We start from the raw sequence: 22,892 nt of genomic DNA, 5'->3' as shown, positions 1-22,892 counted from the left end.
TTAGTTATCTTTTAATTAAATGACGAATTTGACCATATAAGATAATTCCTACTAACGGTACACACATCATTGCTAAGGAAACTAAACTCATTTGTCACGACAAGATTGGTGGGGTAGAATAAATCATCCCCGTTGGATCATTTAAGAAAATTTGGTTTAAACCAGGAATGTAAACAATCATAAAGTTTAAAACTAATGTTAACAAGATTGAACCTAGTAAGTAATAATTTAATTTATGTTTTTGATGATATTTTATTTTATAATTTGGTAAGCGAATTGCATACACATAAATTGCAGGAGCACAAGTCATTACTAATACCGCGGCAATTTTAGCATCGGCATTACTATCAAACACTTCCCGTCCAATAAAGAAGGCTGCAATAACACTAGCTGCTGTAATGAAACTAATAAAGAATAATGTTAACAACTCATGGGAGAAGAATGATTCTTTTTTATTTCGCGGCTTATCAAGCATTAAACTACCATCATTATGGTCAAGGCCAATAGGAATTGCTAATAAAGTTTCAATAATTAAGTTAAATCATAGAATATTTACTGATTCAAAAGGTTTAATAGTTGTGATAATAGAAATCAATAAGAATGCTAGCACTTGGGCAATATTAGCAGAAATAACAAAAATGATAGCTCGTTTAATTTTTTGATAAACATTGCGGCCTTCCTCAACCCCTTTAATAATAGTTGAAAAGTTATCATCTTGTAAAATAATATTAGCTGCTTCTTTTGAAACATCAGTCCCAGTAATTCCCATCGCAACTCCAATATCAGCTTTACTTAAACTTGGGGCATCATTCACACCATCACCAGTCATTGAAACTACATAATTTAGTTCTTGTAAACACTCAACAATACGGGTTTTGTGTTCAGGGTTAACCCGGGCAAATACGTTCATAGTTTTTAATTTTTCTTTTAACTGATCATTATCAATACTATCGATTTGATGACCACTCATTACATTTTCTTCCGAATCAACAATTTTTAATTGTTGTGCAATCGCAAAGGCTGTAACTTTATGATCACCAGTAATCATTACGACTCTAATCCCAGCATGGTGGGCTTTTTCAATTGCGACAATTGCTTCGGGACGAGGTGGGTCAATCATTCCAACCGCCCCTAAGAAAATTAAATCACTTTCTAGTGGCGAGTCATCTTGTTCTTTAAATGCAAATGCTAATACCCGTAACGCTTCATGGGATAATTTCATTGCTTCCGCATGGACGATTTTCTTCAGTTCTGCTGTTAACGGAATGATTTTTTCATCCAAATATATTTTCGTACAATGTTCTAATAACTGATCAATTGCTCCTTTGGTATAAACAATTTTTTTACTATTAACCTTGTTAACAGTAGTCATTAATTTACGATCAGAATCAAAGGGAATTTCATCCACTCGTTTATATTTTTTTCTTCATTCAGTTTCACGAATAGTAATTGCTCTTGTAAAATCAACTAAGGCAATTTCAGTTGGATCACCAATTTTTTCTTTTTTCTCATTAATAGCATCGTTACATAATGTTAAACAATTAATAAAATGTTGGTGGTGTGGACTATCTTTATGATACTTATAAGCGGTTGTTTTTAAGATATTGTTATCAAAGATAACTTCTTTTACTGTCATCTTATTTTGGGTTAGTGTTCCGGTTTTATCCGAACAAATAATATTAACAGATCCCAAGGTTTCGACTGCATCAAGTTTTTTAACAATAACATTAACATTGGACATTCTTTTTGTTGATAATGATAAGATAACAGAAACAATCACCATCAATGACTCAGGAATAACTGCAATCGCGATTGTAACTGAGGTCATCATATTAACTGGTCAATCATTTTCATCCATGAAATAGAAGAAAACGAAGACCGCAATTGCTAAAATAACCGCAAACGCTGAAACTCATTTGGTTAGTTTTGCTAACCGTAGTTGTAGGGGCGTTTTATTTTGTTTTGTTTCCGAAACGCTTTTCGCAATCTTCCCAATTTCACTATCTACCGCATTAGCGACCACAACCCCAATTGCGCGTCCATTAGTAATAAAAGTTGACATAAAAGCAATGTTATGTTGCTCAGCTAATACTAATTTATCTTTATTAATAATTTTACTATTTTTTTCAACGGGAACTGACTCTCCGGTTAAAGCTGATTCATCAATTTGTAAATTACTTGCTTCAACAAGGCGAATATCTGCTGGGATGTATTTCCCCGCTTCTAAAATAACAACATCGCCAACAACTAATTCAACAGCGGGAATTTCAACAATTTCCCCATCCCGTTTCACAACCGCCATCGGAATCGTTAATTGCTGAAGTGCTTCTAACGATTTGCGTGCCTTCATTTGCTGAATTGTTTGAATTAAAGCATTAATAATAACAATTGTCATAATTACAATAAAATCAATAAAATCAATGTGCTGATTAATAATTCGTTCCACCACAATTGAGATTACTCCCGCAACAATTAGGATTAATGATAATGGTTCAATTAATGCTAGTAAAAAAATTAAACTTCAATGGCGATTTTTAGTCTTTACTAATTCATTTTTACCATTTTTCTTTAATTTTGCTTGGGCTTGTTCAGTTGTGAGCCCTTGTTCAATATTTGTTTCTAACTCTTGTTCTAATTCTTCTTCTGTTTTATTAAATCACATTTTTTATATCGTCCCTCTCCTTTTAATTTAATTTTAAACTAGCAATTAAGTTTAAAATATTACTTTCAATATCACTATTGATACTTAACAATTCACCATAAGTTTTAATAAAAGTATTATTTAAAGCTGTTAATTTTTTATTAGCATCCGTTAGTAATTCATTAATCTTTTTAAAAAGTGCACGAAATTCAGGAGAATTAATTTTTTGATAAATTTCAGTTTTTAAATCATATTCCTGTTGATTGGTAATTTTTATTTTTTCAGTTTCTAAAACTAGCTTTCGTAAGAGAATAAATAATACCCGTGCTGCTTCGAAAGTACAGACAAATAATCCGGGATTATTATCAATTTCTTTGATATATTCACCATTGTTTCTTCATTCCGCCGGAATATTACGAGCAATAATAGCACCAAACTGTAAATTTCGATTATTGATATCCTGAATAAACTTGGTAATGTAATTGGTTTGGAAAGTGTCAACATCTTTAATTTCATAATAAATTTCTTCAAATTTATGATTACTAATTTTTACTTGGTGAATAATATCCGCCCCGTTTTTACCCGGATTAACCCGTTCAATAACATCACCATATTGTTCAAATTGATTAGTTAAAAAATCTGCAAAGTCTTTTTCTGATTGGTTTCCTTTATTTTTAACATTTGTTAAAATCCGGATCTGTTCATTCAACTGATCAATTTTCTCGTGATATTCTTTGGTAGCCTGTTCATAACGGTAATCAAAATTTTTTTGAATGGAATCTGTCAAAGCATCTTTCAAGTTATTAAATGTTTGGACTAATTCCGTATAATTCTTTCGCTCATTTGCTAAATCTGCCTGGTGAGTTTTTTGGGTTTCTTGAAAATGAATATTAAGTTCACTTAAAGCACTTAACTGTTTTTGTAATTCTTTTTCTTTTTCATTAAATTCATTTGTGATTTTTAAGCGTAAATTTTCCTCTTGTTCGCTAGCTTTAATAATTAATAAATCATTATATTCAGCTTTTAATTTTAATTGGCTAGCTTCTAACTTTTCTTTTACTTCTTGATTAATAAAAGCTTTAATATGTTCATCTTTAGCTAAATCTAATTTTTGTAAATCAATTGTTTTTCCACAATGAGGACAAGTTATTTTATAATCCACAATTTTAATTCTCCTTTGCTAACTCCCACAGCACATTTATTATATAAATTATATCTTAATAACAAATAAATAAAAAAACAATGTTCTAAAACATTGTTTTTTTATCCTCGGTGTCGTTCAGAAGCATGAATTTCTGCTTGTAAATTTTCATTTTCGAGATCCGCCGTTAAATATTCTTCATTATTTGGTAGCACTAAGAGTGTTGTTGTTAAATAAGAAATCTCAACAGTGGGATTTACTAATTGAAAATTGAAAACATGCCCACCCTTAGTTTTACTATCATCTAAAAAATGCAAATGGTAGTTATGGACCCCAATTGTATTAGCAAATTCAGGAGTTCAAAAACCACCTAATGTACCCTGTAACTTTTCAAATTTTGCAACTCCCTGATCTTTAGTTGCATTAATTAAAGTTGGATATGGTTTTTCTTGATAGGCTACTGTTCTGGTTGAAATTTCTTCAAAATAACCAGTAATTTTTAAAGCATAAAAGATGTTTTTACTAGGAAAATGTTCACTAATAATTGCTTCTAACTCTTCGAGAGTAACTGTTTTTTCCAAAGTAAATGTTTTATCCGCTTTGAAAAAACTTAACGAAGCAAACGGAGAAGTTCAGTCAGGTTTAACATTGTGGACACTACCATCAGCTTTTAATTGGTAGGCTTTCCCATCTAAAACAATTAATTCTCCATCTAAATGGTCAAAAGTTCCTAACCCAAAATCGCCATGTTTTAATAATTCTTTAAAAGTAATTGAACCATCATAGTTCCCGGCAAATAAACTAGCAATTGTTGAATATTGATATAATTGCGAATAATTTTTTTTCATTAGTAAATCTCCTTATCAAGTAATGTTTTAGCTAATAAAATATTGTCTTTATAATCAACTGGAATATCAACAATAACTGGTTTGTTTGCAGCTAACGCTTGTTCTAAAACGCTTTGCAATTCACTGGGGTGGTTAACTCGCAAACCAATGGCTCCAAAACTTTCGGCATATTTAACAAAATCAACTGGTCCCAGTTCAACAGCCGAAGTACGATTGTATTTCATATTTTGTTGGAAGGCCACCATATCAAAGTAACCATCATTTCAAATTAAGTGCACTAGTGGTAAATTTAGTCGCACCGCAGTTTCTAATTCCATTGCCGAAAATAAGAATCCCCCATCACCGGACATGGAAACTACTTTTTCTCCCGGACGAACTAAACAAGCAGCAATCCCCCATGGTAAGGCGACTCCTAATGTTTGCATCCCGTTACTAAATAATAGTCTTCGTGGTTCATATGAACGGAAGTGCCGCGCCATTCAAATATAAATTGAACCAACATCAACTGCTACTGTAACCTTATCATCAATTAAAGCCCGTAGGGTATTAATAATTTGTAAAGGGTGCGTTAAATTGCTATCACTTGTACTTTTAGCATTTTGACTAGCCATTAGTCTCGTGTGTAAATCATTTAAGATTTTATCTTCGGCTGGATCTAATGTTAGCCCTTCAAATTTATCAATAAATTTATTTAGTGTTGCTGGCAAATTGCCAATTAACTCTAATTCTGGTTGGTAATAATTATCAATATCCGCAATTACTTCATCAATATGAATAATTTTTGATTTTTTATCATGGTTTCATACCACAGGATCATATTCAATCGGATCATAACCAACCGCAATTACTAAATCTGATTGGTCTAATAAGATATCTCCTGGTTGGTTTTTAAATAAACCAACACGACCATAAAAACAAGTTTCTAATTCTCGTGAAATCACTCCCGCGGCTTGGAAAGTTTCCACAACTGGAATTTTTGTTTTTGTTAATAACTTACGAATTACTGTTGTCACTTCCCGACTTGAAGAACGCATTCCTAATAATAAAACTGGTAATTTTGCTTTTTTAATTTCTATTATTAACTGATCAATTTTTGATTCCTCAGCTGGTCCTAAATCATGTTCATTAAAAGGCAAAATTGCGGTTTCTTTTAAATCAGTTGCATTAACAATATCTTGGGGTAAAGAAACAAAAGTGGCTCCTTTTCGTGGTGAAGTTGCTTCCCGAAAGGCATTAACTAAGGCTTCTGAAATATTATCAGGGTGCACTACTTCTTTACTATATTTAGTAATTGGAGCAAATAAGGCCGCATTATCCATTGATTGGTGGGTTCTTTTTAAACTATCTGCACGAGAAACATTCCCCGCAATTGCAACAATGGGGTCCCCTTCCGCATTCGCAGTAACTAAACCGGTTGCTAAATTGGAAGCCCCTGGGCCACTAGTCACCAAAACAACCCCAGGTTTCCCAGTAATTCTACCAATTCCCCCAGCAATAAAAGCTGCATTTTGTTCATGACGAGTTAAGATTAATTTTGGTCCCCGGTCTAATAACACATCAAAAACTTTATCAATTTTGGCACCGGGAATCCCAAAAATATATTCAACATTTTGGTTAATTAAAGTATCAACAACAATATCAGCACCAGTAATTTTTTTATTTTCCATAATATTCCTCCTTCTCTTCTAATTCAATTTTAATTATAGTCTTAATTATTTTTACTTTAAACTTTATGGTTCATAATTTTAAAATAAAAATAATTAGCGAAAAGAAAACATTTTTACCAAAATTATTTTAGTAAAAATGCCTCCGCTAAAATTTAATTCCTAAGCTTTACCTTTGCAACCAAATCAACCAGTTAATTCACTAAAAGTTTCTTTAATTGCTTCAACACCGGGATGTAATAATTTACGAGGGTCAAATCCTTTACCATTTTCTGGTTTATCTTTACCTTCTTCAATATATTTTCTTGTGGCTGCTGCAAAAGCAATTTGTAATTCAGTATTAACATTTACTTTACTAATCCCTAATGAAATTGCTTTCATCACTTGTTCTTGCGGAATTCCACTACCTCCATGTAATACCATTCCAATTTGAGCTGCCGCTTGTATTTTTTCTAATGCTTCAAAATTTAATCCTTTTCATCCTTTTGGGTACGGTCCATGAATGTTCCCAATTCCAGCAGCTAAAAAACTAACTCCTAAATCAACCATTTTTTTAGCTTCAGCTGGATCACCAATTTCACCGGCTCCAATAACCCCGTCTTCTTCACCACCAATTGTTCCAATTTCCGCTTCTACTGAAACTTCATGAGCATTTGCGTAGGCAATAACTTCTTGGGTATTTTTATAGTTTTCTTCAAATGGGTGATGACTTCCATCATACATTACTGATGAAAATCCAGCATCAATCGCTGCTTTACAACTTTCAACTGATTGACCATGATCTAAGTGCAACGCAACTGGAACAGTTATATTTAAAGAATCTAATAAATTAGTTACCATTGCTTCAACAACTTTAAATCCTCCCATATATTTGTTAGCACCTTCTGATACTCCTAAAATAATTGGCGTGTTAGTTGCTTGGGCCACTTCTAATAATGCTTTTGTTCATTCTAGATTATTAATGTTAAAATGACCAACAGCATATTTGTTTTGATGAGCTTTGTCAACCATTCCTTTAGCATTTACTAATCTTGCATGATATTTTCTTGCCATATTGTTTTTTCTCCTTCTATATATTTAACTTTAACATTAATATTATAAACCTTTTGCCTAATAAATCTCGGGAAAAAATAAGAATTAACAAAGTTTTAAAAAATATCACATATTTTTCAAAATTTTGCAAATAAAATTAAAAAATTATTGCTTTTTTTGGGAAAAATTACACACTTTTACAAAATATGTTATCATAAAGACAGGTTAAGATAAAATCTTAACCAAACAATATGTTTCCGTTCAAAATAGTTTTTCATAATTTTTTCTAAACACAGTATAACTGTGTTTTTTGTTTTTCAAATTTGTTTTGTTTTTTAAGATTTTAAATATTCAGTATCTTAAAAAATTCAATAAATAAAAGGTTTTAAATTTATTAAATTAATTTTTTTCATATTTATGAAATCTATTTATTTTAGAATTTACTATGCTATGATAAAAATGCTATATGGTAACATATAGTGGATAGAAATTTGTTCCAGGGTTTGGAAGGGCCTCCTTTACCTGGTTAAATAATGAGTTTCCGTTCGTAAATAGTTTTTTCATAGTTTTTTCTAGACCTCAAGTTAGCGCTTGAGGTTATTTTTATTTTTAATAATAATTTAAAAATAAATAAAACCCAACCTGATTTCAAGTTGGGTTTTTTAATTTTATTCTTGTAAAGCATCTAAGACACGAGTCCGTTTTAATGAAATATAACCACCAAGTAATGAAATAGTATAAGTTACTAAGACAATTGCAATAATGATTACAAATAGTCACCATGTTTTAATAATTGGTAAGACAAATCAACCAACTAACATACCGACGACTGCCGCATAAATGAATCAACCAGCTAGGATTCCTAGTCCTAAACCAACAACAATAACTGGGAAGTACATTCCTAGAATTGCTTTGGTGATTTCGCGATTTCGATAACCTAACACTTTCATGGTTGAAATTAATCGTTTATTTTCTGTAATAATCATATTAGCAGTAAAGACAATAATGATAAAACAGATTGCAATTGCAATTGCTAAGAAGAAATATAAGGCAATTGTAATTAAATTAACAAAGCTTTCAATAACATGTAATTGTTGAGATAATAAAGCATCAAAAGTTAATCCGGCATAACCATATTGTGGATACATTGTTGTTAAGTCCGCGCCAGGGCCAAATTCTTGTCCCCCTCCAAGTGTTAATCTTGTATAGTCTCCTACATTTTGATGAAGGCCAATACTACTTTGGACATCATCAAGGGCGGTAGAAGTTGTAAATTTGGCGTTTCAAACTGGATATAACGAATCAAACAAGCGGAGATGATTATAAAATTCCAGTTTTTCGGAAGTAGATCAGCTATTAACAATTTTAAAATCAATTGTTTGGGTACTAGAATCATATGCGTTTCCATAAAGATAGCTATTATATAAACCTGCTGTATAATTTAATGTTGGCGCATTTAAATTACTTAGGTTAAAAATCGGAACTAAATAATCACGTAACTTATCAAAGTTTAACATTCTTTCGGCATATAATTTGGGACCAACCAAATCACCATTCCCATCTTTAATATTATCTAAATTTTTAAAATGGGTTTGTTCATTTAAAGTATACATTTTACCATTACCGTAGTCTTCATCAATTCCAACCACTTGTACTTGTTGTTCTTTGGTAATGGGACTAGTAAACAATTTATTTTCATAAATCAAATGACCCATTGTTGTTTGGTTTTGAGCATTATTTGAGTAATATAAGCGGTGTTCACCTTTATATGCTAAATCACTCCCACTTGATGATTGCACACTGTCCATATATGGCTGAATTGCTAAATCAAATGTATCACCACCAACTTTAACAGTACTTTGATTTGGCCAAAAGGCATCTCGTAACTGTTGGGTCATTGAATTACCACCAAAACCTTTTTGAATACTTGTGTAATCTAAATCAGAGGTGTTGGTTCCGTTGACATTAAATGGTTCATAGTTTCTAACCCGCGTTCCATTGTAATACTGTAAAGTATCATTATTTGGGGCAATTGTTAAAACATCACCATTTTTTATATTTAGTTTTTTCGCAAGCGCTTGATTAATTACCACTGGTAAGACAGCATTTGGGTTACTTAAATCAACTTGGTAATTTTCTAAATTATTAATTAAATTATGACCATGTTCATCATATAAATTAGTTAAATTTAGATAATGGGGATTCCCATTGTTATCAACATAATAGTTATGAGGGTTAATTCCATAACCATCAATACTATCTTTATTCCCATCAATATTATTATGGTTATTAATTTTTTTAATAATCGGATTGAAATAAATCGCTGACTGGTCAGTATTAGGATTATAAGGAATCGCTCCAAACCCAATTCCATATTGAAGGTTTAGATCCGGACTTGATAATCTTTCCCGGACAAATCATGGTGATCTTGTTAACACTCCTTCATAACTACATACTCCTGCGGACATTGCTTTTAAATTGACATTAGAAGGAATTGCAATTTCGTTGCCATCCCGGTCGGTAATTTTTTGGGGAACTCCGTTCGTATCAACTATTTGGTATCAAATAATTTTTCCTGGCTCGTTGGGATCAGGTTGCGCATATTTTAAAGCAAATTCATAAGTTGACATTGTTCCCGCAATCACACTTGAATAATCGGGAAGGGCAATTGAACAAGTAATATAAGCAAATGGTGCAACACTAGGATCATTATATAATCCAGCATTTTCAGCAGTAATCATTGATTGAATATAATCTTTATTATAAAGCAATCAATTTGAATTCTGTAATTGGCCTGACCCAATAACTGACATTAATACATTATTTTTAGCTAATTCTAAATCAGTATTAACAATATAAGGGTCAATATGAACTGGTAACAAGTTATAAGGAGCAATTTTACCATTAATAGCATCTTGTCCTAAAAATGGATTGTCATCATGGTTTCCAACTGATAAATCATATGTTCGGTAAGTTGATAATGGGGAATTTCAAATTGGTAATTCATAATGAGAAACTCCTTGATAATCCTTATTTTTATAAGTTTTATCAATCATTGTTGTCAATGATTTGGGAGCAAAAATTGCAGCGGTAATCAAGGCACTCCCAATAATTAAGGCAATAAAAGTTATCATCATTCGTCCTAATGATTTTGTAAAAATTGCAATTTGGAAGCGGACATGGAAACTACGACGCGGATTAATTTTTGTTAATGTTCGTTGGATTGTTGAGACTAATTTTGTTTGTTTTTGCTCAGCATATAATTTTAAAACATCACCACTAATTGTAAATCATCCGGTAAAGAAGGTAATTAAAACAAGTACTGCAGTAATTAGAATGACAGCAATTGCAAAAGCCCCCCCGCTTCAATTGAAGCCACCAAATGGCATTGCAAAGAATTTTTGAAAAGCATTTACTGGTAAATTTTGAATAGCTGTTCCAATAAACCACCCAATTAAGCCCCCAATAATACCAATTGTTAACGGATAAGCACTATAAGCTCCGATTACCGTTAGTTTATCATAACCTAGTGATTTTAATGTTGCAATTCGTTGACGTGCAAAAGTAATTTGCTTTCTAATTAGTAACACAATGATAAAGAAGGCAATAATTAAAATAATAACTAACCCGATTGTTAATGCTGTGGTATATAAGGCTGTCATATCATTCATCATTGAAGTGCGGGGACTAAAACGATAATTTTGATCATAAATCCGGTAAATATATTTTCCCTTATTTCCAGCTGCAAGCGTCATGTAATAGTTCATTTGCTTATTTAAAGCTTCTGGAGTAATGCGCGGATCATTTATTTTAATTGAATAATATGTTTCTTTATCGGCAATTGATGATAACGCCATCATATCATTTGTGGGATATTGTTTTCAATATTCCATTGGATAATCATTGGCTGGGTCAGCATCACTTCATACTAATCCAAACATTTGAGGATTAACATAAATTAAGGCATCTTTTTTCGTATCTGGTAACACGGTAGTTGGGTCAACCATTGGATAGGTAAAGTCAGGAGTATATCCAAAGGCGACAATTCTTAATGGAACAGTTGTTTTAGGATCAATTTTAGTAGGATCACAAGTTAACTTTCCATCATCTAACTGGGGACATATATAATCTCCCAGGGCAAGATTATTTTGTCGTGCGAAAATAGGGTCAATAACAACATCATCTTCAGCTGCTCTTGTGGCTGCACCAGTACTATCAATATTCATTCCTCCATAAAGATGACCATCATATTGTTGACCATTCACATATGTTCCCCGCGCAGTGATAATTAAGTTATCAACTGTTGGCGTAAAAGGAATTTTCCCATTGGGAGTTAGGTTACTTTTATTTCCATATGCAATTGCTTTAAATAAATAGTTTTCATTAGCAATTTTTTTATCGAATAAACGTGTTTCGCGACGAATATAGTCGAAAGTATTGTAAACACTTGGATATAAACTGTTAAAAGTTTCTTGAATTTCATGCAGTACCCGTTGGTTATAATTTCCCTTCACACCATAATCATTAAAAACATCCGGGCCTAATGGGTTATCAGGATCAGAAGTTTTGCTAGCAAAGTCAGCTTCAAAAATAGCGTCATGTAAACGACCTTCCTTGATTGCAATATTATATTCACCTTTCATCCGGGTTGTTGTTGTTTGTAAAACAGTAAACCCGACGGCACTAATTATAATTAAAAAAGTTAAAATAATAACTTGGATTCAGTTTTTAAAAACATCTTTAAAAACATTTTTAAATAATAAATTTACACCCCGCATAAAATTTGGACGATGGCTTTTTTTATTAATCTTCATTGTAATATTCCCCCTAGTTTAATAACTGTAATAATTTAAAAACATACTCAAAAAAGATATTTTTCCATTATGAAAAATAGAATAATAGTAACTTATTTTAAAATAACAATTATTAAATTAGTAACACCAGATCATTTTCTTGGGCATTAATTAGTTTAAATTGCATAAAATTTAAAAAATTAAAATTAGTAAGTTTGCGACAGTATGATTGACTTTCTTCTTTATAATTATCCTTACTAAAGAATAATGGTCCTTCGTTAAAAGGACATTTTTCAATTGTTTCAGCAATATCGTTAATCATTTCTCAAAACAGCATTACCCAATTATTTGAAAATAATAAAATAACTAAGAAATTATATAAAAAAGCTTGGTTAATAAACTCTGAAAATGTTTTTGGACGAAACTCAATTAATTTTAAATCAGAATTACGATTAATAATAATCTGCGAAAAAAGGGCATTAACTCTTAATGCTGATAAAAAATAATAACCTCAAATAAATGATAATTCAAAATTACCGCCCATAAATTTCTACCTTCTTTACATGTCCAATAAACTATGTTTACTAACCATTATCTTAAAGTATTAATATCTGTTTCCTACTAAATAGTAATTGACTTGTTAAATATAATAGTTATTTTAATAAACCTCACATAAATATTACCTTAAAAATATTAAATTTAATAATTTTTTTTAATTTTCTTAGTAATTTTATTTTAACTTTTGACAATTACTGCAATAATATGTTCCCCGACCATTAATAAAATCTTTGGTAATTAAAGTTTGACAAACATAACACGGCTGGTTGGCACGACCATGAACTTTTAAATGCTGTAAAAACTTCCCATCAACACCAGGTTCAGGATGATAGGTTGCAATGGTTGTCCCCCCTTCGTTAATTGCTGTTGTTAAAACTTTGCGCGTATTATCAATAATATTTTGATAATCAGATATGGTTAAATTTTTTGTTTTTTCACCGGGATGAATTCGTGATTCAAATAAGATTTCATTCGCATAAATATTACCAATTCCCACAATCGTATCTTGTTCTAATAATGTTGTTTTAATTGGTTGGGTTTTTTTCATTCACCGTGGTTGCAAATATTCCACTGTTAGACGAGGGTCAAATGGTTCTAATCCTAGTTTATTTAGTGGTGGGGTAGTTAAATAGATATTTTTAGGGTATAAATGCATTGTTCCAAATTTACGGGTGTCATGGTAACGTAATTGGTATTGCTTATTTAATTCAAAAGCAACCATAATGTGTTTTCAATCCCCGTCACTATTTTTATCAACAAAATAATATTTTCCTTCCATTCTTAAATGACTAATTAAAACATAATCATCTAAAATAAAAAGTAAATGTTTACCTTTTCGTTCAATATTGTTAATAGTTTGGCCAATAATTTGTTGGCTAAATTCATCAACAGTGGGATATTTAATAATTTTATTAGTAAAAATTAAACAATCAGTAATTGTCATCCCCTTAATATTTTTTAATAAAATTCGTTTGACTGTCTCAACTTCTGGTAATTCTGGCATAATGTAATACTCACTTTCTACTTTAATTATATTATAGTAAAAAAATATTAAACTATCTATTTGTCCAAAAAGAAAAAAACAGAAATTATAATGTTTAAAAAATATTAAGATATAATTAATATATTAACTATAGTTAGGAAGTGAACTTATGCCTGATTGAGGAATTGCCGTATTGGTAATTGTCGCATTAATTCTTTTTACAATTGCCTTATACAAACCCTTAATGACAAGAATTCGGAATCAAAAATATAAACGCCAAAGAACACTAAACCGCAAAATAACTGTTGATAAAATAACGGATAATCATCAACATTTATTACTAGAAAAAGCAATTAACCGACCATTTTATAAAAAATATTTTGAAAAATTGCCATTAACTTACCCAGTTAAAGAGTTAAATAGTAAAGTTGTTTTTAACCTTGATATTATAGAGTCCGACTACCAAGATATTATTAACTTACTAGTGCAAAATAGTGATCAACAATATCGTGAATTATACCAATACTTACTAGATACTAACCTTAACTTACTTTTAACAACAATTTTTTCCCAAATTACAAACCAATTCATCATTCCTAATTTTGAAAAACTAAATGAAGAACGAGAAATTACCAATGATCTTTCAGATGAATATTATGCAAAATGAGTCCTAAGTTTTCGCGAACATACCATCCGCTTTATTTGTGATTATTATCTACCAATTATTTACCGAAATTGTTTAGAATTAATTAAAACTAAGGATGTGGAAAAATATTATATTAATATTACTACCGCGATTAGCACCCGCTTTCAAGAAATTGTTTTCAATAGCTTAGAAAAAGATTTTGTGCAATTAGCTGATCGAATTATTGATTTATACCCAAATATTGGTGATACGATGACCGATGATGAAGCGAAAAGTAAAATTAAACAAATTGCCCATAAATACCGGGTGGATTATGATAAGATTTTTGATCAACATTTAAACCAAGAAAAAATTAAAGAATTACTAAAATAAAAAGTATCTATTCAATAGATACTTTTTTTAAGCCTTTGCTTTTGTTGCTTGTTTGTTATTTTTAAAATAATTCATATAACCTGTTACTAATAAATAACCAAATCCGGCAATTAAATAAATAAAGACACCAGTAGCAATAATTAATTCAATTAATGCTCAGTATTTAAAAGTAGTTAATAACTCGTTTTGCATTGTTGGATTTGTTACTAATTTTGCTAGGTACTCACCAAAAATAATTCGACCAACAGCTGACACCGCTAATGGGAATGAGTATCCCGATAATCCCGGATTAAACCATTTGGTACGGAATGTTTTAAACATTGTGATATATACAATTAAAGTCATAACCAGTGAGAATGATCCTAAAATAATCATAAAACTTGGATGTTCTTGGGGAGTATCATTAAAATCAAAGAAATAAGATACTAACATCAGTGAATGCACAGATGTTAAAATTCCCATTGATGGTAATTCACTATCATGTCCTTTAATAAATAAATAACGGTATCAAATGATTGGAGTTGCAATAATATACATTGCAAAAACAATGTACCACAATACTTGTAAAAATAATGTGTAATGATCACCCAATTGTTGGGCAGGAATCACATTAGCTGCCGCAATTCCCACAGGTGGTACATACCATGAGGCATCCACATCAGCTCATTTGAATGTTCAACATTTTAAAATAAATCAAAATAGAAAATGTGAAAGCTGAATAATTAAGCCCAGGTATCACACAATTAATCCAAAGTAATATACTCCTCCGGAATGTAAGTAAGCACCAGTTGCGGATTTATCTTGGTATCCTAAAATAAACGCTCCAATTGAAATAATTACCATTGGAAAAACTGCAAAATGAGAAGAGGCAACAGCATCTTTCAACAAATGGTTTCATGTTCACTTTGGATCACCCAGCATTTTAATAATTCCTAGTAATACAAATAAACATGCAAGGGTCATTGTTAATTTGGGCACTCAATTTGCTTCAAAACTAAAACCCCCACCCTGGTTAGCAAATAATGTTCAACCAGTTCCTAAGGTCGTTAAACCTAGCGCGACACCAACAATTGCAAATGGAATCGGACTAACGATATTCTTGTTTGTTTGCATAAATCTCCTTTTTTCTATCTTTACAATAAAATAACAACAAAAATAATTATATAATTTTTAAATTATTTTTGTTAAAAAATAACAAGATTTTTCATTATTTATCTATCCTAATTAATAAATCTTGTTATTTTAATTCATATCAACTATAACCAGTTTTCATATCAACAGTTAATTTAACATCCAGTTTTGTCGAATTTTCCATCAGTTCTTTAACAATAGTTTGCACTTGCGTTAGTTCATCTTTAACAACTTCAAAGATTAATTCATCGTGAATTTGAGCAATTATTTTTGATTGCAAATGTAATTCTTTAAATTTTTGGTCAATATTTTTTAAAGCAATTTTAATAATATCTGCGGCGCTTCCTTGAATAGGCATGTTCATTGCGACACGCTTTCCGAATTCTCGTTGCATATAATTATGATCATTAATCTCTGGAACATAACGTTTCCGGTTAAAAATTGTTGTAACATACCCATTTTTTTTACAAAATTCAACTTGGGTATCAATAAATTTCTTAATAGTTGGAAACTGACTATAATAATTAGCAATAATTTCTTTTGCTTTCGCCACTGAGATATTCAAATCATTCGCTAACCCAAAATCACTAATCCCATAGATAATCCCAAAATTAACGGCCTTAGCACTGCGGCGAATATTTGGGGTAATTTGTTCTTTGGACAAATTAAAAATTTTCATCGCTGTATTGGTATGAATATCTTCGCCCCGGTTAAAGGCGGCAATTAAATCAGCGTCTTTTGACATATGAGCTAGAATTCGTAATTCAATTTGTGAATAATCACAAGATAATAAAATATTATTATTGTTAGAAACAGTAAAAATTTTGCGAACTTCTCGCTGAACTTCATCACGAATACTAATATTTTGCATATTAGGTTCGACAGAAGATAACCGTCCGGTGTTTGTTAATGTCTGTTTATAAATTGTATGAACTTTGCCATCTTTAAAAATGTATTTTTCCATTCCTTTTAAGTATGTTGAATACAGTTTTTGATATTTCCGATAATCTAATATTTTTGCCACAATTGGATGGGCTAGCTTAATTCCTTCCAAAACTTCTTGGGCAGTTGACCCTTTTTTATAATCTGGTAAAGCCAAATCTTTAAATAATAATTCCGAAACCTGTTTTGGCGAATTAGGATTAATTTCGCGATTACTCATTGTATTAATTTCTTGGTTTAAATTATTAACAATTTGTTCAATTCGTAAGGTTTGGCGTTGTAATTCTTCACGGTCAACTTTAACCCCGTTAATTTCCATTTGAGCTAATGCAAAAGCGGTTGGTAATTCAATATCATAATATAACTCATATTGTTCGTTTGTTTTTAATAAATTAATAATTTGGTCATGCAGAGTATAAATATAATTAGCTTTTTCACAAATAAAATGACTTAATCGCGTTAAATCATTCGGGATTTCTTTTTTAACCCCTTTTCCATAAAATAACTCATCGCTTAAAATTTGTTTATTAGAAAACAACTTAATATAAGAATCAAAGGAATTCTTAATATTAGAATTATAAACATAACCAGCCAGCATCATGTCATAAGCAATATTATTAATACTAATATTTGAACGGTGTAGACTAACAATTAAACTTTTTGCATTATATGTTCATTTTTCGAATTTTGAATCAGTTAAAAATTCTAAAAATGCTTGGTCAAATTTAGCAATGTTAAAATCATAGTAAAAAATACCCTGGCTATTAATAATTGCAAAGGCAATGATTTCAGATAAATGGTAGTTTTCATCAAAAAGTTCTAAGTAAACAACATTGTGGTCCGCTTGATAATCTTTCTTTCATTCTTCAATAATGTTAACTTTTAACTGATCATTAATCTTTTCTTCTTTCCCATTAAATAATTTGCTTACAAACGAATTCATATTATATTTTAAATAAAAATCAATTAATTTGTTATGGTCAGGATGAAGGGGAACAAAACTAAAATTAGTTAATGCCACATCGCAAACTATTGTTGCTACTTGTTTGCATAATAAAGCATCATCTTTTGCCATAGCTAAATTATTATGCAAACTTCCCTTAATTTCATCAATATGTTGATATAAATTTTCTAAACTCCCATATTCTTTAACTAATTTAATCGCGGTTTTTTCACCAACACCAGGTACTCCTTTTAAATTATCAGAAGGATCACCCATCAATCCTTTTAAGTCAGGAACTTGGTTCGGAGTAATCCCTCATCTTTCGTGCAAAGCTTTTTCATCAATAATTTCAATATTCGAAATTCCTTGCTTAGTTACTAGCACATTAGTTTTGGGAGAAATTAATTGGAAAAGGTCCTTATCACTGGATAAAATGTCAACATAATAATTTTCAGTTTCGGCTAATTTTGATAAACACCCAATTAAATCATCTGCTTCATAACCATCTTGTTCTAAATAAGGAATATTATAATTATCCAGATATTCTTTAACAATTGGGAACTGGGTAATTAATTCCTGTGGGGTTTTACTACGCCCCTCCTTATAATTCGCTAGTAAATCATGGCGAAAATTCTTTTTATTTTTATCAAACGCCACAACTACCGAATAATAGTTATTTTCTTTTAAGATTTTATTTAACATATTGGCAAAAGCATACACAGCATTGGTCGGTGTCCCGTCCATACTTTTTAACATTTCTCCCCCATATGCTGTTGCATAAAAAGCCCGGAACACTAACGAGTTCCCATCAATTAATAAAACTTTATTCACTTTGCCACTCTCCTTTAAAATTAATTATAGCGGATATCTTTCAAAATAGTTGTGATTATCAAACCAAAAATGACCCCCCACTCCCAGCTAATAAAACATGGCTATATTGTTTTGTTAAAGTATGGTGGAATTCTTTTAATTTTTGGTTAATTTTTAACGCTGGTTTTTCTAACATGTTGAAATATTTTTCGGGAAAAACCCGATTTCTTTTTTTATAATATGAATAATCCAAATCAAATTCAGCATAAACATCCTTGGTAATTGAGGGAATATTACTAATGATTACCTTACAATTTGGGATTTCATACTTTGTAATTTGGTGTTTAGACAATAGATGAATCTGATTACCATAACCTAAAAGACGAGCTGGTTTTTGATAATAAAAAAATAAGGCATCACAAGATAAACTTTTAATTAAATTTAAAACTTTTTTACTATTAAAATCAATTTTAAAAATGCGACATAATAGTTTAATGGTTGCGACCTGATTACTACTGGAATAACCTAACCCAGAACCAACTGGTGTTTTTTTATCTAAAAAAATATCAATCCCAATTTCCTTAAATTCAGGAAATTCTTGTAAGAAAGCTTGGTAGGCTTTAACAATTGTATTTTCATTATTATTTAATTCCAAAAGATTACACTGAAAGTTAAATTGCTGAGTATTATTTTTTTTAACAGTAATAATATCAAATAGTTCTTGATAGGGAAACATAATCGAATTAATTTTATGCAAGTTTCGTTTTCGATTATTTTTATAAACTTTTAAAGTTAAATTAACTTTGCCATATGATTTAATTTCCATCTATTAAGACTCCTCTTCATTAATTTTATTATATAACAGATAGAAGTCATTTAAAGTTAAATTTTCAGAACGTAAATTATGATTATATTTTAAACTAGTTAAAATTGTTTCTGCTTGGCTTTTATTTTTTAAATAATTACCCAAGTTATTTAAAATTGTTTTTCGTTTTGTACTAAACATTGAACGAATAAATTCTAAAAATGATCCTTCATTTTTTATATCATGGTATTTTTTATTAAAAGTAAATTTTAAAACAATACTATCAACTTTGGGAACCGGAACAAAATTATTTTTGCCAACCATCGTAACCTTCTCAATATCACAATAAAATTGGCAAACAATCGATAAATTATTATAGCTCTTTGTATTTGGTCGAGCTAAAATTCGCTCCCCCACTTCTTTTTGCATCATCAGCACAAAAGACTTTACCTTTGGATTTGTTATTTTTAATAATTTAAAAATAATTGGTGAAGTAATATAGTATGGAATGTTAGAAATAATATTAACTTCTTGAAGATTAGAAAATTCTTCCCCCACCAACTGGTCTAAATTTGTTTTTAAAATATCTTGGTGGATTACCTTAAAAGTTTTAACAGTTTGATATTTATTAATAAGAAATTCAATTAAATTCTCATCAATTTCAATAGCAACCGTTTTGGCTGCTTTATGAATAATTTCCGCTGTTAACGCTCCCATTCCGGGACCAATTTCAATAATTCCCTGGTTAGGACCATCAAGAACACTATCAATAATTAAATTAATAATATGTTTATTAGTCAAGAAATTTTGACCAAATTTTTTTTTGGCATAAATATTATGGTTCATCATTTCTTTATTTTGCTGTGCCATCATTAATTTGCTCCTTTAAAATTTCTTGAACTTCTGTTTTATTAATCCCCATTAAATTTAATCATTTATACAAAGTTTTATTATTAACTTTTGCAAGGTGTAAATTTTGACTAAGATAATCGCGTTTTGGTTTGGTATCTACTAAAATAATATAATCGTGCCAAGAAATACTTGGTTCTTGGTTGGAATTAAAATGAACAAGACTGGCCAAGGCCTTTTTAATTGTTTCTGGATCTGCTTGGGCAATCCCAACTTTATTATTTTTAATTGCTAGATTCTTATCAATAAAAGCATGCGCGCACTTATTATCGAGATAGTCACTTACTATTTGCCGAATTTTTTGACCAGGATAATCAGGGTCGGTAAAGATGATAATTTGATGAGTTAAACTTAATTGTTTAATGTGTTGTAAGATGTGCTCATCAATTGCACTGCCATTTGTTTCTATACAAGTTAAATTTGGATAAATACTTTGAATTTTATTGGTATCGGTTTTGCCTTCAACAACAATTATATTATTATCTCACATATTCTCCCTCACTAAAACTAGTTACAATATATTTTCTTTTTATTTATACCATTTTTATAGTATAATTACATTAGACTATTATATTAAAATAAATATTTTATTTATATATAAGAGTAGGAGGCAAAGAAAAGATGGCTAATTATAAATTTGGAAAAGAATATTCATTTTTAGCATTAGATTTAGGAACTGCAAATACTGTCGCGTATGTCGCTGGCCAAGGAATTGTCTATAATGAACCATCAATGATGGCATATGACACCTTAAGTAATTCATTAGTAGCATTAGGGGAAGAAGCTTATAAAATGATTGGGAAAACTCATGATCATATTAAAATGGTAACTCCTTTAGTGGACGGAGTTATTTCGGACATGGATGCTGCACAAGACTTATTAAAACATATTTTTGGTAGATTAAAAATGACTGGTATCTGAAAAAATTCATTAGTAATCCTAGCTTGTCCTAGTGGTGTTACTGAATTAGAGCGCAGTGCTTTAAAAGCAATTGCTAAAGATATGGGTGCTAGTTATGTTTTAGTTGAAGAAGAAGTTAAACTAGCCGCATTAGGAGCCGGTATTAATATTGGACTTGCCCAAGGTAATTTAGTAATAGATATTGGGGGAGGAACAACAGATATTGCCATCTTATCAGCTGGGGATATTGTTAAGTCAAAATCAGTAAAAGTGGCAGGAAAACACTTTGATCAAGAAATCCAAAAATATATTCGGGCAGAATACAATGTTTTAATTGGAATTAGAACCGCTGAACAAATCAAAAAAGATATTGGAGCATTGGTTAAAATTGTTAATGAAAAACCAATTCGTGCTTTTGGTCGTGATATTATTACTGGTTTACCACGAGAAGTTATGATCAAACCAGAAGAAATTAAAAATGTGTTATTAGCACCATTCTCAAGAATTACTGATTTATTAGTGGAAGTTTTAGAAGAAACACCACCCGAATTAGCCGGAGATGTTATTCGTAATGGAATCACAATTTGTGGAGGTGGCGCATTAATTCGAGGAATTGTTAAATACTTTGAATCAATTTTCCAATTAAAAGTTAGAGCCGCCCAAGATCCCCTAATGTGTGTGATTGATGGGGCAAAAACTTACGAAAAAAATTTAGGCGCAGTTATTGAAAGAATCGAATTATTAGAAGCAAAAGAATATAAAATTTAAATTAGAGTTAAAGGATGAGCAATCCTTTTTTTATTTTAAATTAATACAACACTCTTCATAAATAAAAAACAGCATAACGACACCACTGTTGATAACGTTCTTGTAAGGCTAGTAAAAAACTATCTTCAATTTTTTCTAAATTGAGTAAGGTTTTTAAACAATTATTTAATCCTACATCTTTAAATAAGATAACATCATTTTGTTTTAATGATCGAATCAAAATATAGTTTGCAGACCAAATCCCTAAACCTTTAATACTAGTAATAAATTTAATTTTTTCCGCGGCGGTGGAAAAACTATTAAATACTTCCTGACTAATTTCATGGTTAACAAACATTGTTGTCACTAACTTAATAGTATTAATTTTATTTTTAGATAACCTTAATTTTTGAAAATCTTCAAAACTTACTGTTTCTAATACTTTGGGAGTCGGAAAAACAAATAATGTTAAATCTTTGTGTTTAATTGCTCGCCCATATTTTTTAACAAGCTCACTTTTAATACTATAAGCAAATTTCATATTAATTTGTTGACCAATAATTGTTCACATAAATGCTTCATATAAATTTAAATAACTATACGCACGAAAGCCAAGATGATCTTGATAAATTAACTTTAAAATCGGATCCTGGGCACTAAATAAATAAAAACCTGGTAAGTCATAATTTAAATCTAATAATTCAATAACATAATTTAAAATATTATCCTTCTGGTCTTGTCCTAATGGTAGGGAATGGTAAACATCAATTACCAAATTATCTAAACTAAAAATTTCTAAAACAAAAATTTCATTTTCAAATGGGAGCGCTAGCACTAAAGTTTGGTGTTGTTGATCATAATGAAAACAAATATCATCTTGATAAACAAAGAAAGTTTTTTCGTTACTATCTCAATCATAATGATAGTTAGTCATAATTCTCGTTTTCATTCAAATCACCTCTTCTTTAACTATATCTCAAATTAACCGAAAAAACTTTACTTCTAATTCAAGAAAAATTCTTTTGCAT

The 22,892-nt window shown here is 30.3% G+C and carries 16 protein-coding genes; 2 read left to right on the top strand and 14 right to left on the bottom strand.

The annotated features are described in order from the left end of the window. Positions 1-4: 4 nt before the first annotated feature. The 8 genes from QPK10_RS02475 to mutM all read right to left on the bottom strand — a co-directional run bounded on the left by QPK10_RS02475 (position 5) and on the right by mutM (position 13,680). On the bottom strand, positions 5-2,662 hold the full coding sequence (locus tag QPK10_RS02475) for a cation-translocating P-type ATPase (RefSeq protein WP_368486455.1): 2,658 nt from the start codon (positions 2,660-2,662) through the stop codon (positions 5-7). Between the two features lie 22 nt (positions 2,663-2,684). Continuing rightward, positions 2,685-3,803 (bottom strand): DUF2130 domain-containing protein, encoded by a 1,119-nt coding sequence (locus QPK10_RS02470; protein ID WP_368486454.1) that lies wholly within the window; start codon positions 3,801-3,803, stop codon positions 2,685-2,687. A gap of 101 nt (positions 3,804-3,904) precedes the next feature. After that, on the bottom strand, positions 3,905-4,630 hold the full coding sequence (gene budA, locus QPK10_RS02465) for an acetolactate decarboxylase (RefSeq protein ID WP_368486453.1): 726 nt from the start codon (positions 4,628-4,630) through the stop codon (positions 3,905-3,907). Then, a complete protein-coding gene (gene alsS / locus QPK10_RS02460) occupies positions 4,630-6,297 on the bottom strand; it encodes an acetolactate synthase AlsS (protein ID WP_368486452.1) in 1,668 nt (555 codons plus the stop codon). The genes budA and alsS overlap by 1 nt, the downstream gene beginning before the upstream one ends. A 159-nt stretch (positions 6,298-6,456) precedes the next feature. Beyond that, a complete protein-coding gene (gene fba, locus QPK10_RS02455; RefSeq protein ID WP_368486451.1) occupies positions 6,457-7,347 on the bottom strand; it encodes a class II fructose-1,6-bisphosphate aldolase in 891 nt (296 codons plus the stop codon). A 647-nt stretch (positions 7,348-7,994) separates the two neighbouring features. Continuing rightward, positions 7,995-12,140, bottom strand: a complete 4,146-nt coding sequence (locus QPK10_RS02450) for an ABC transporter permease (RefSeq protein WP_368486450.1) — start codon at positions 12,138-12,140, stop codon at positions 7,995-7,997. 112 nt (positions 12,141-12,252) lie between these two features. After that, positions 12,253-12,663 (bottom strand): hypothetical protein, encoded by a 411-nt coding sequence (locus tag QPK10_RS02445; protein WP_368486449.1) that lies wholly within the window; start codon positions 12,661-12,663, stop codon positions 12,253-12,255. A 186-nt stretch (positions 12,664-12,849) separates the two neighbouring features. Further along, entirely contained in the window at positions 12,850-13,680 is an 831-nt protein-coding gene (mutM, locus tag QPK10_RS02440) for a DNA-formamidopyrimidine glycosylase (RefSeq protein WP_368486448.1), read from the bottom strand. 148 nt (positions 13,681-13,828) lie between these two features. Here mutM and QPK10_RS02435 point away from each other — a divergent pair, with 148 nt between their 5' ends. Then, positions 13,829-14,677: a hypothetical protein gene (locus QPK10_RS02435; RefSeq protein ID WP_368486447.1), complete on the top strand. Its 849-nt coding sequence runs from the start codon at positions 13,829-13,831 to the stop codon at positions 14,675-14,677. Between the two features lie 27 nt (positions 14,678-14,704). Here the strand turns inward: QPK10_RS02435 and QPK10_RS02430 are convergent, their stop codons facing one another. The 5 genes from QPK10_RS02430 to rnmV all read right to left on the bottom strand — a co-directional run bounded on the left by QPK10_RS02430 (position 14,705) and on the right by rnmV (position 20,707). After that, complete coding sequence (locus QPK10_RS02430; protein ID WP_368486446.1) at positions 14,705-15,790, bottom strand: hypothetical protein; 1,086 nt, start codon at positions 15,788-15,790, stop codon at positions 14,705-14,707. Between the two features lie 124 nt (positions 15,791-15,914). Next, the gene (polA, locus tag QPK10_RS02425; protein WP_368486445.1) at positions 15,915-18,524 is read right to left on the bottom strand and encodes a DNA polymerase I; all 2,610 of its coding nucleotides are present in this window, start codon (positions 18,522-18,524) and stop codon (positions 15,915-15,917) included. Between the two features lie 55 nt (positions 18,525-18,579). Continuing rightward, entirely contained in the window at positions 18,580-19,329 is a 750-nt protein-coding gene (locus QPK10_RS02420) for a 4-diphosphocytidyl-2C-methyl-D-erythritol kinase (RefSeq protein ID WP_368486444.1), read from the bottom strand. A 3-nt stretch (positions 19,330-19,332) separates the two neighbouring features. Next, a complete protein-coding gene (gene rsmA / locus QPK10_RS02415; protein WP_368486443.1) occupies positions 19,333-20,178 on the bottom strand; it encodes a 16S rRNA (adenine(1518)-N(6)/adenine(1519)-N(6))-dimethyltransferase RsmA in 846 nt (281 codons plus the stop codon). Continuing rightward, positions 20,162-20,707 carry a ribonuclease M5 gene (gene rnmV, locus QPK10_RS02410; RefSeq protein ID WP_368486442.1) on the bottom strand — a complete coding sequence of 182 codons (546 nt, stop codon included), beginning with the start codon at positions 20,705-20,707 and terminating at the stop codon, positions 20,162-20,164. The genes rsmA and rnmV overlap by 17 nt, the downstream gene beginning before the upstream one ends. A gap of 131 nt (positions 20,708-20,838) precedes the next feature. On the opposite strand from rnmV, the gene QPK10_RS02405 reads away from it, so the two are divergent. Continuing rightward, a complete protein-coding gene (locus QPK10_RS02405) occupies positions 20,839-21,885 on the top strand; it encodes a rod shape-determining protein (RefSeq protein ID WP_047791949.1) in 1,047 nt (348 codons plus the stop codon). Between the two features lie 40 nt (positions 21,886-21,925). On the opposite strand, the gene QPK10_RS02400 is transcribed toward QPK10_RS02405, so the two are convergent. After that, on the bottom strand, positions 21,926-22,813 hold the full coding sequence (locus QPK10_RS02400) for a DNA-3-methyladenine glycosylase (protein ID WP_368486441.1): 888 nt from the start codon (positions 22,811-22,813) through the stop codon (positions 21,926-21,928). Positions 22,814-22,892: the final 79 nt, after the last annotated feature.

The organism is Spiroplasma sp. DGKH1, assembly GCF_040940205.1.
In the GTDB taxonomy this organism is placed as follows: domain Bacteria; phylum Bacillota_I; class Bacilli_A; order Mycoplasmatales; family Mycoplasmataceae; genus Spiroplasma.
The sequence above is the reverse complement of the archived record's forward strand: the minus strand, read 5'-3'. Positions and strand labels throughout refer to the sequence as shown.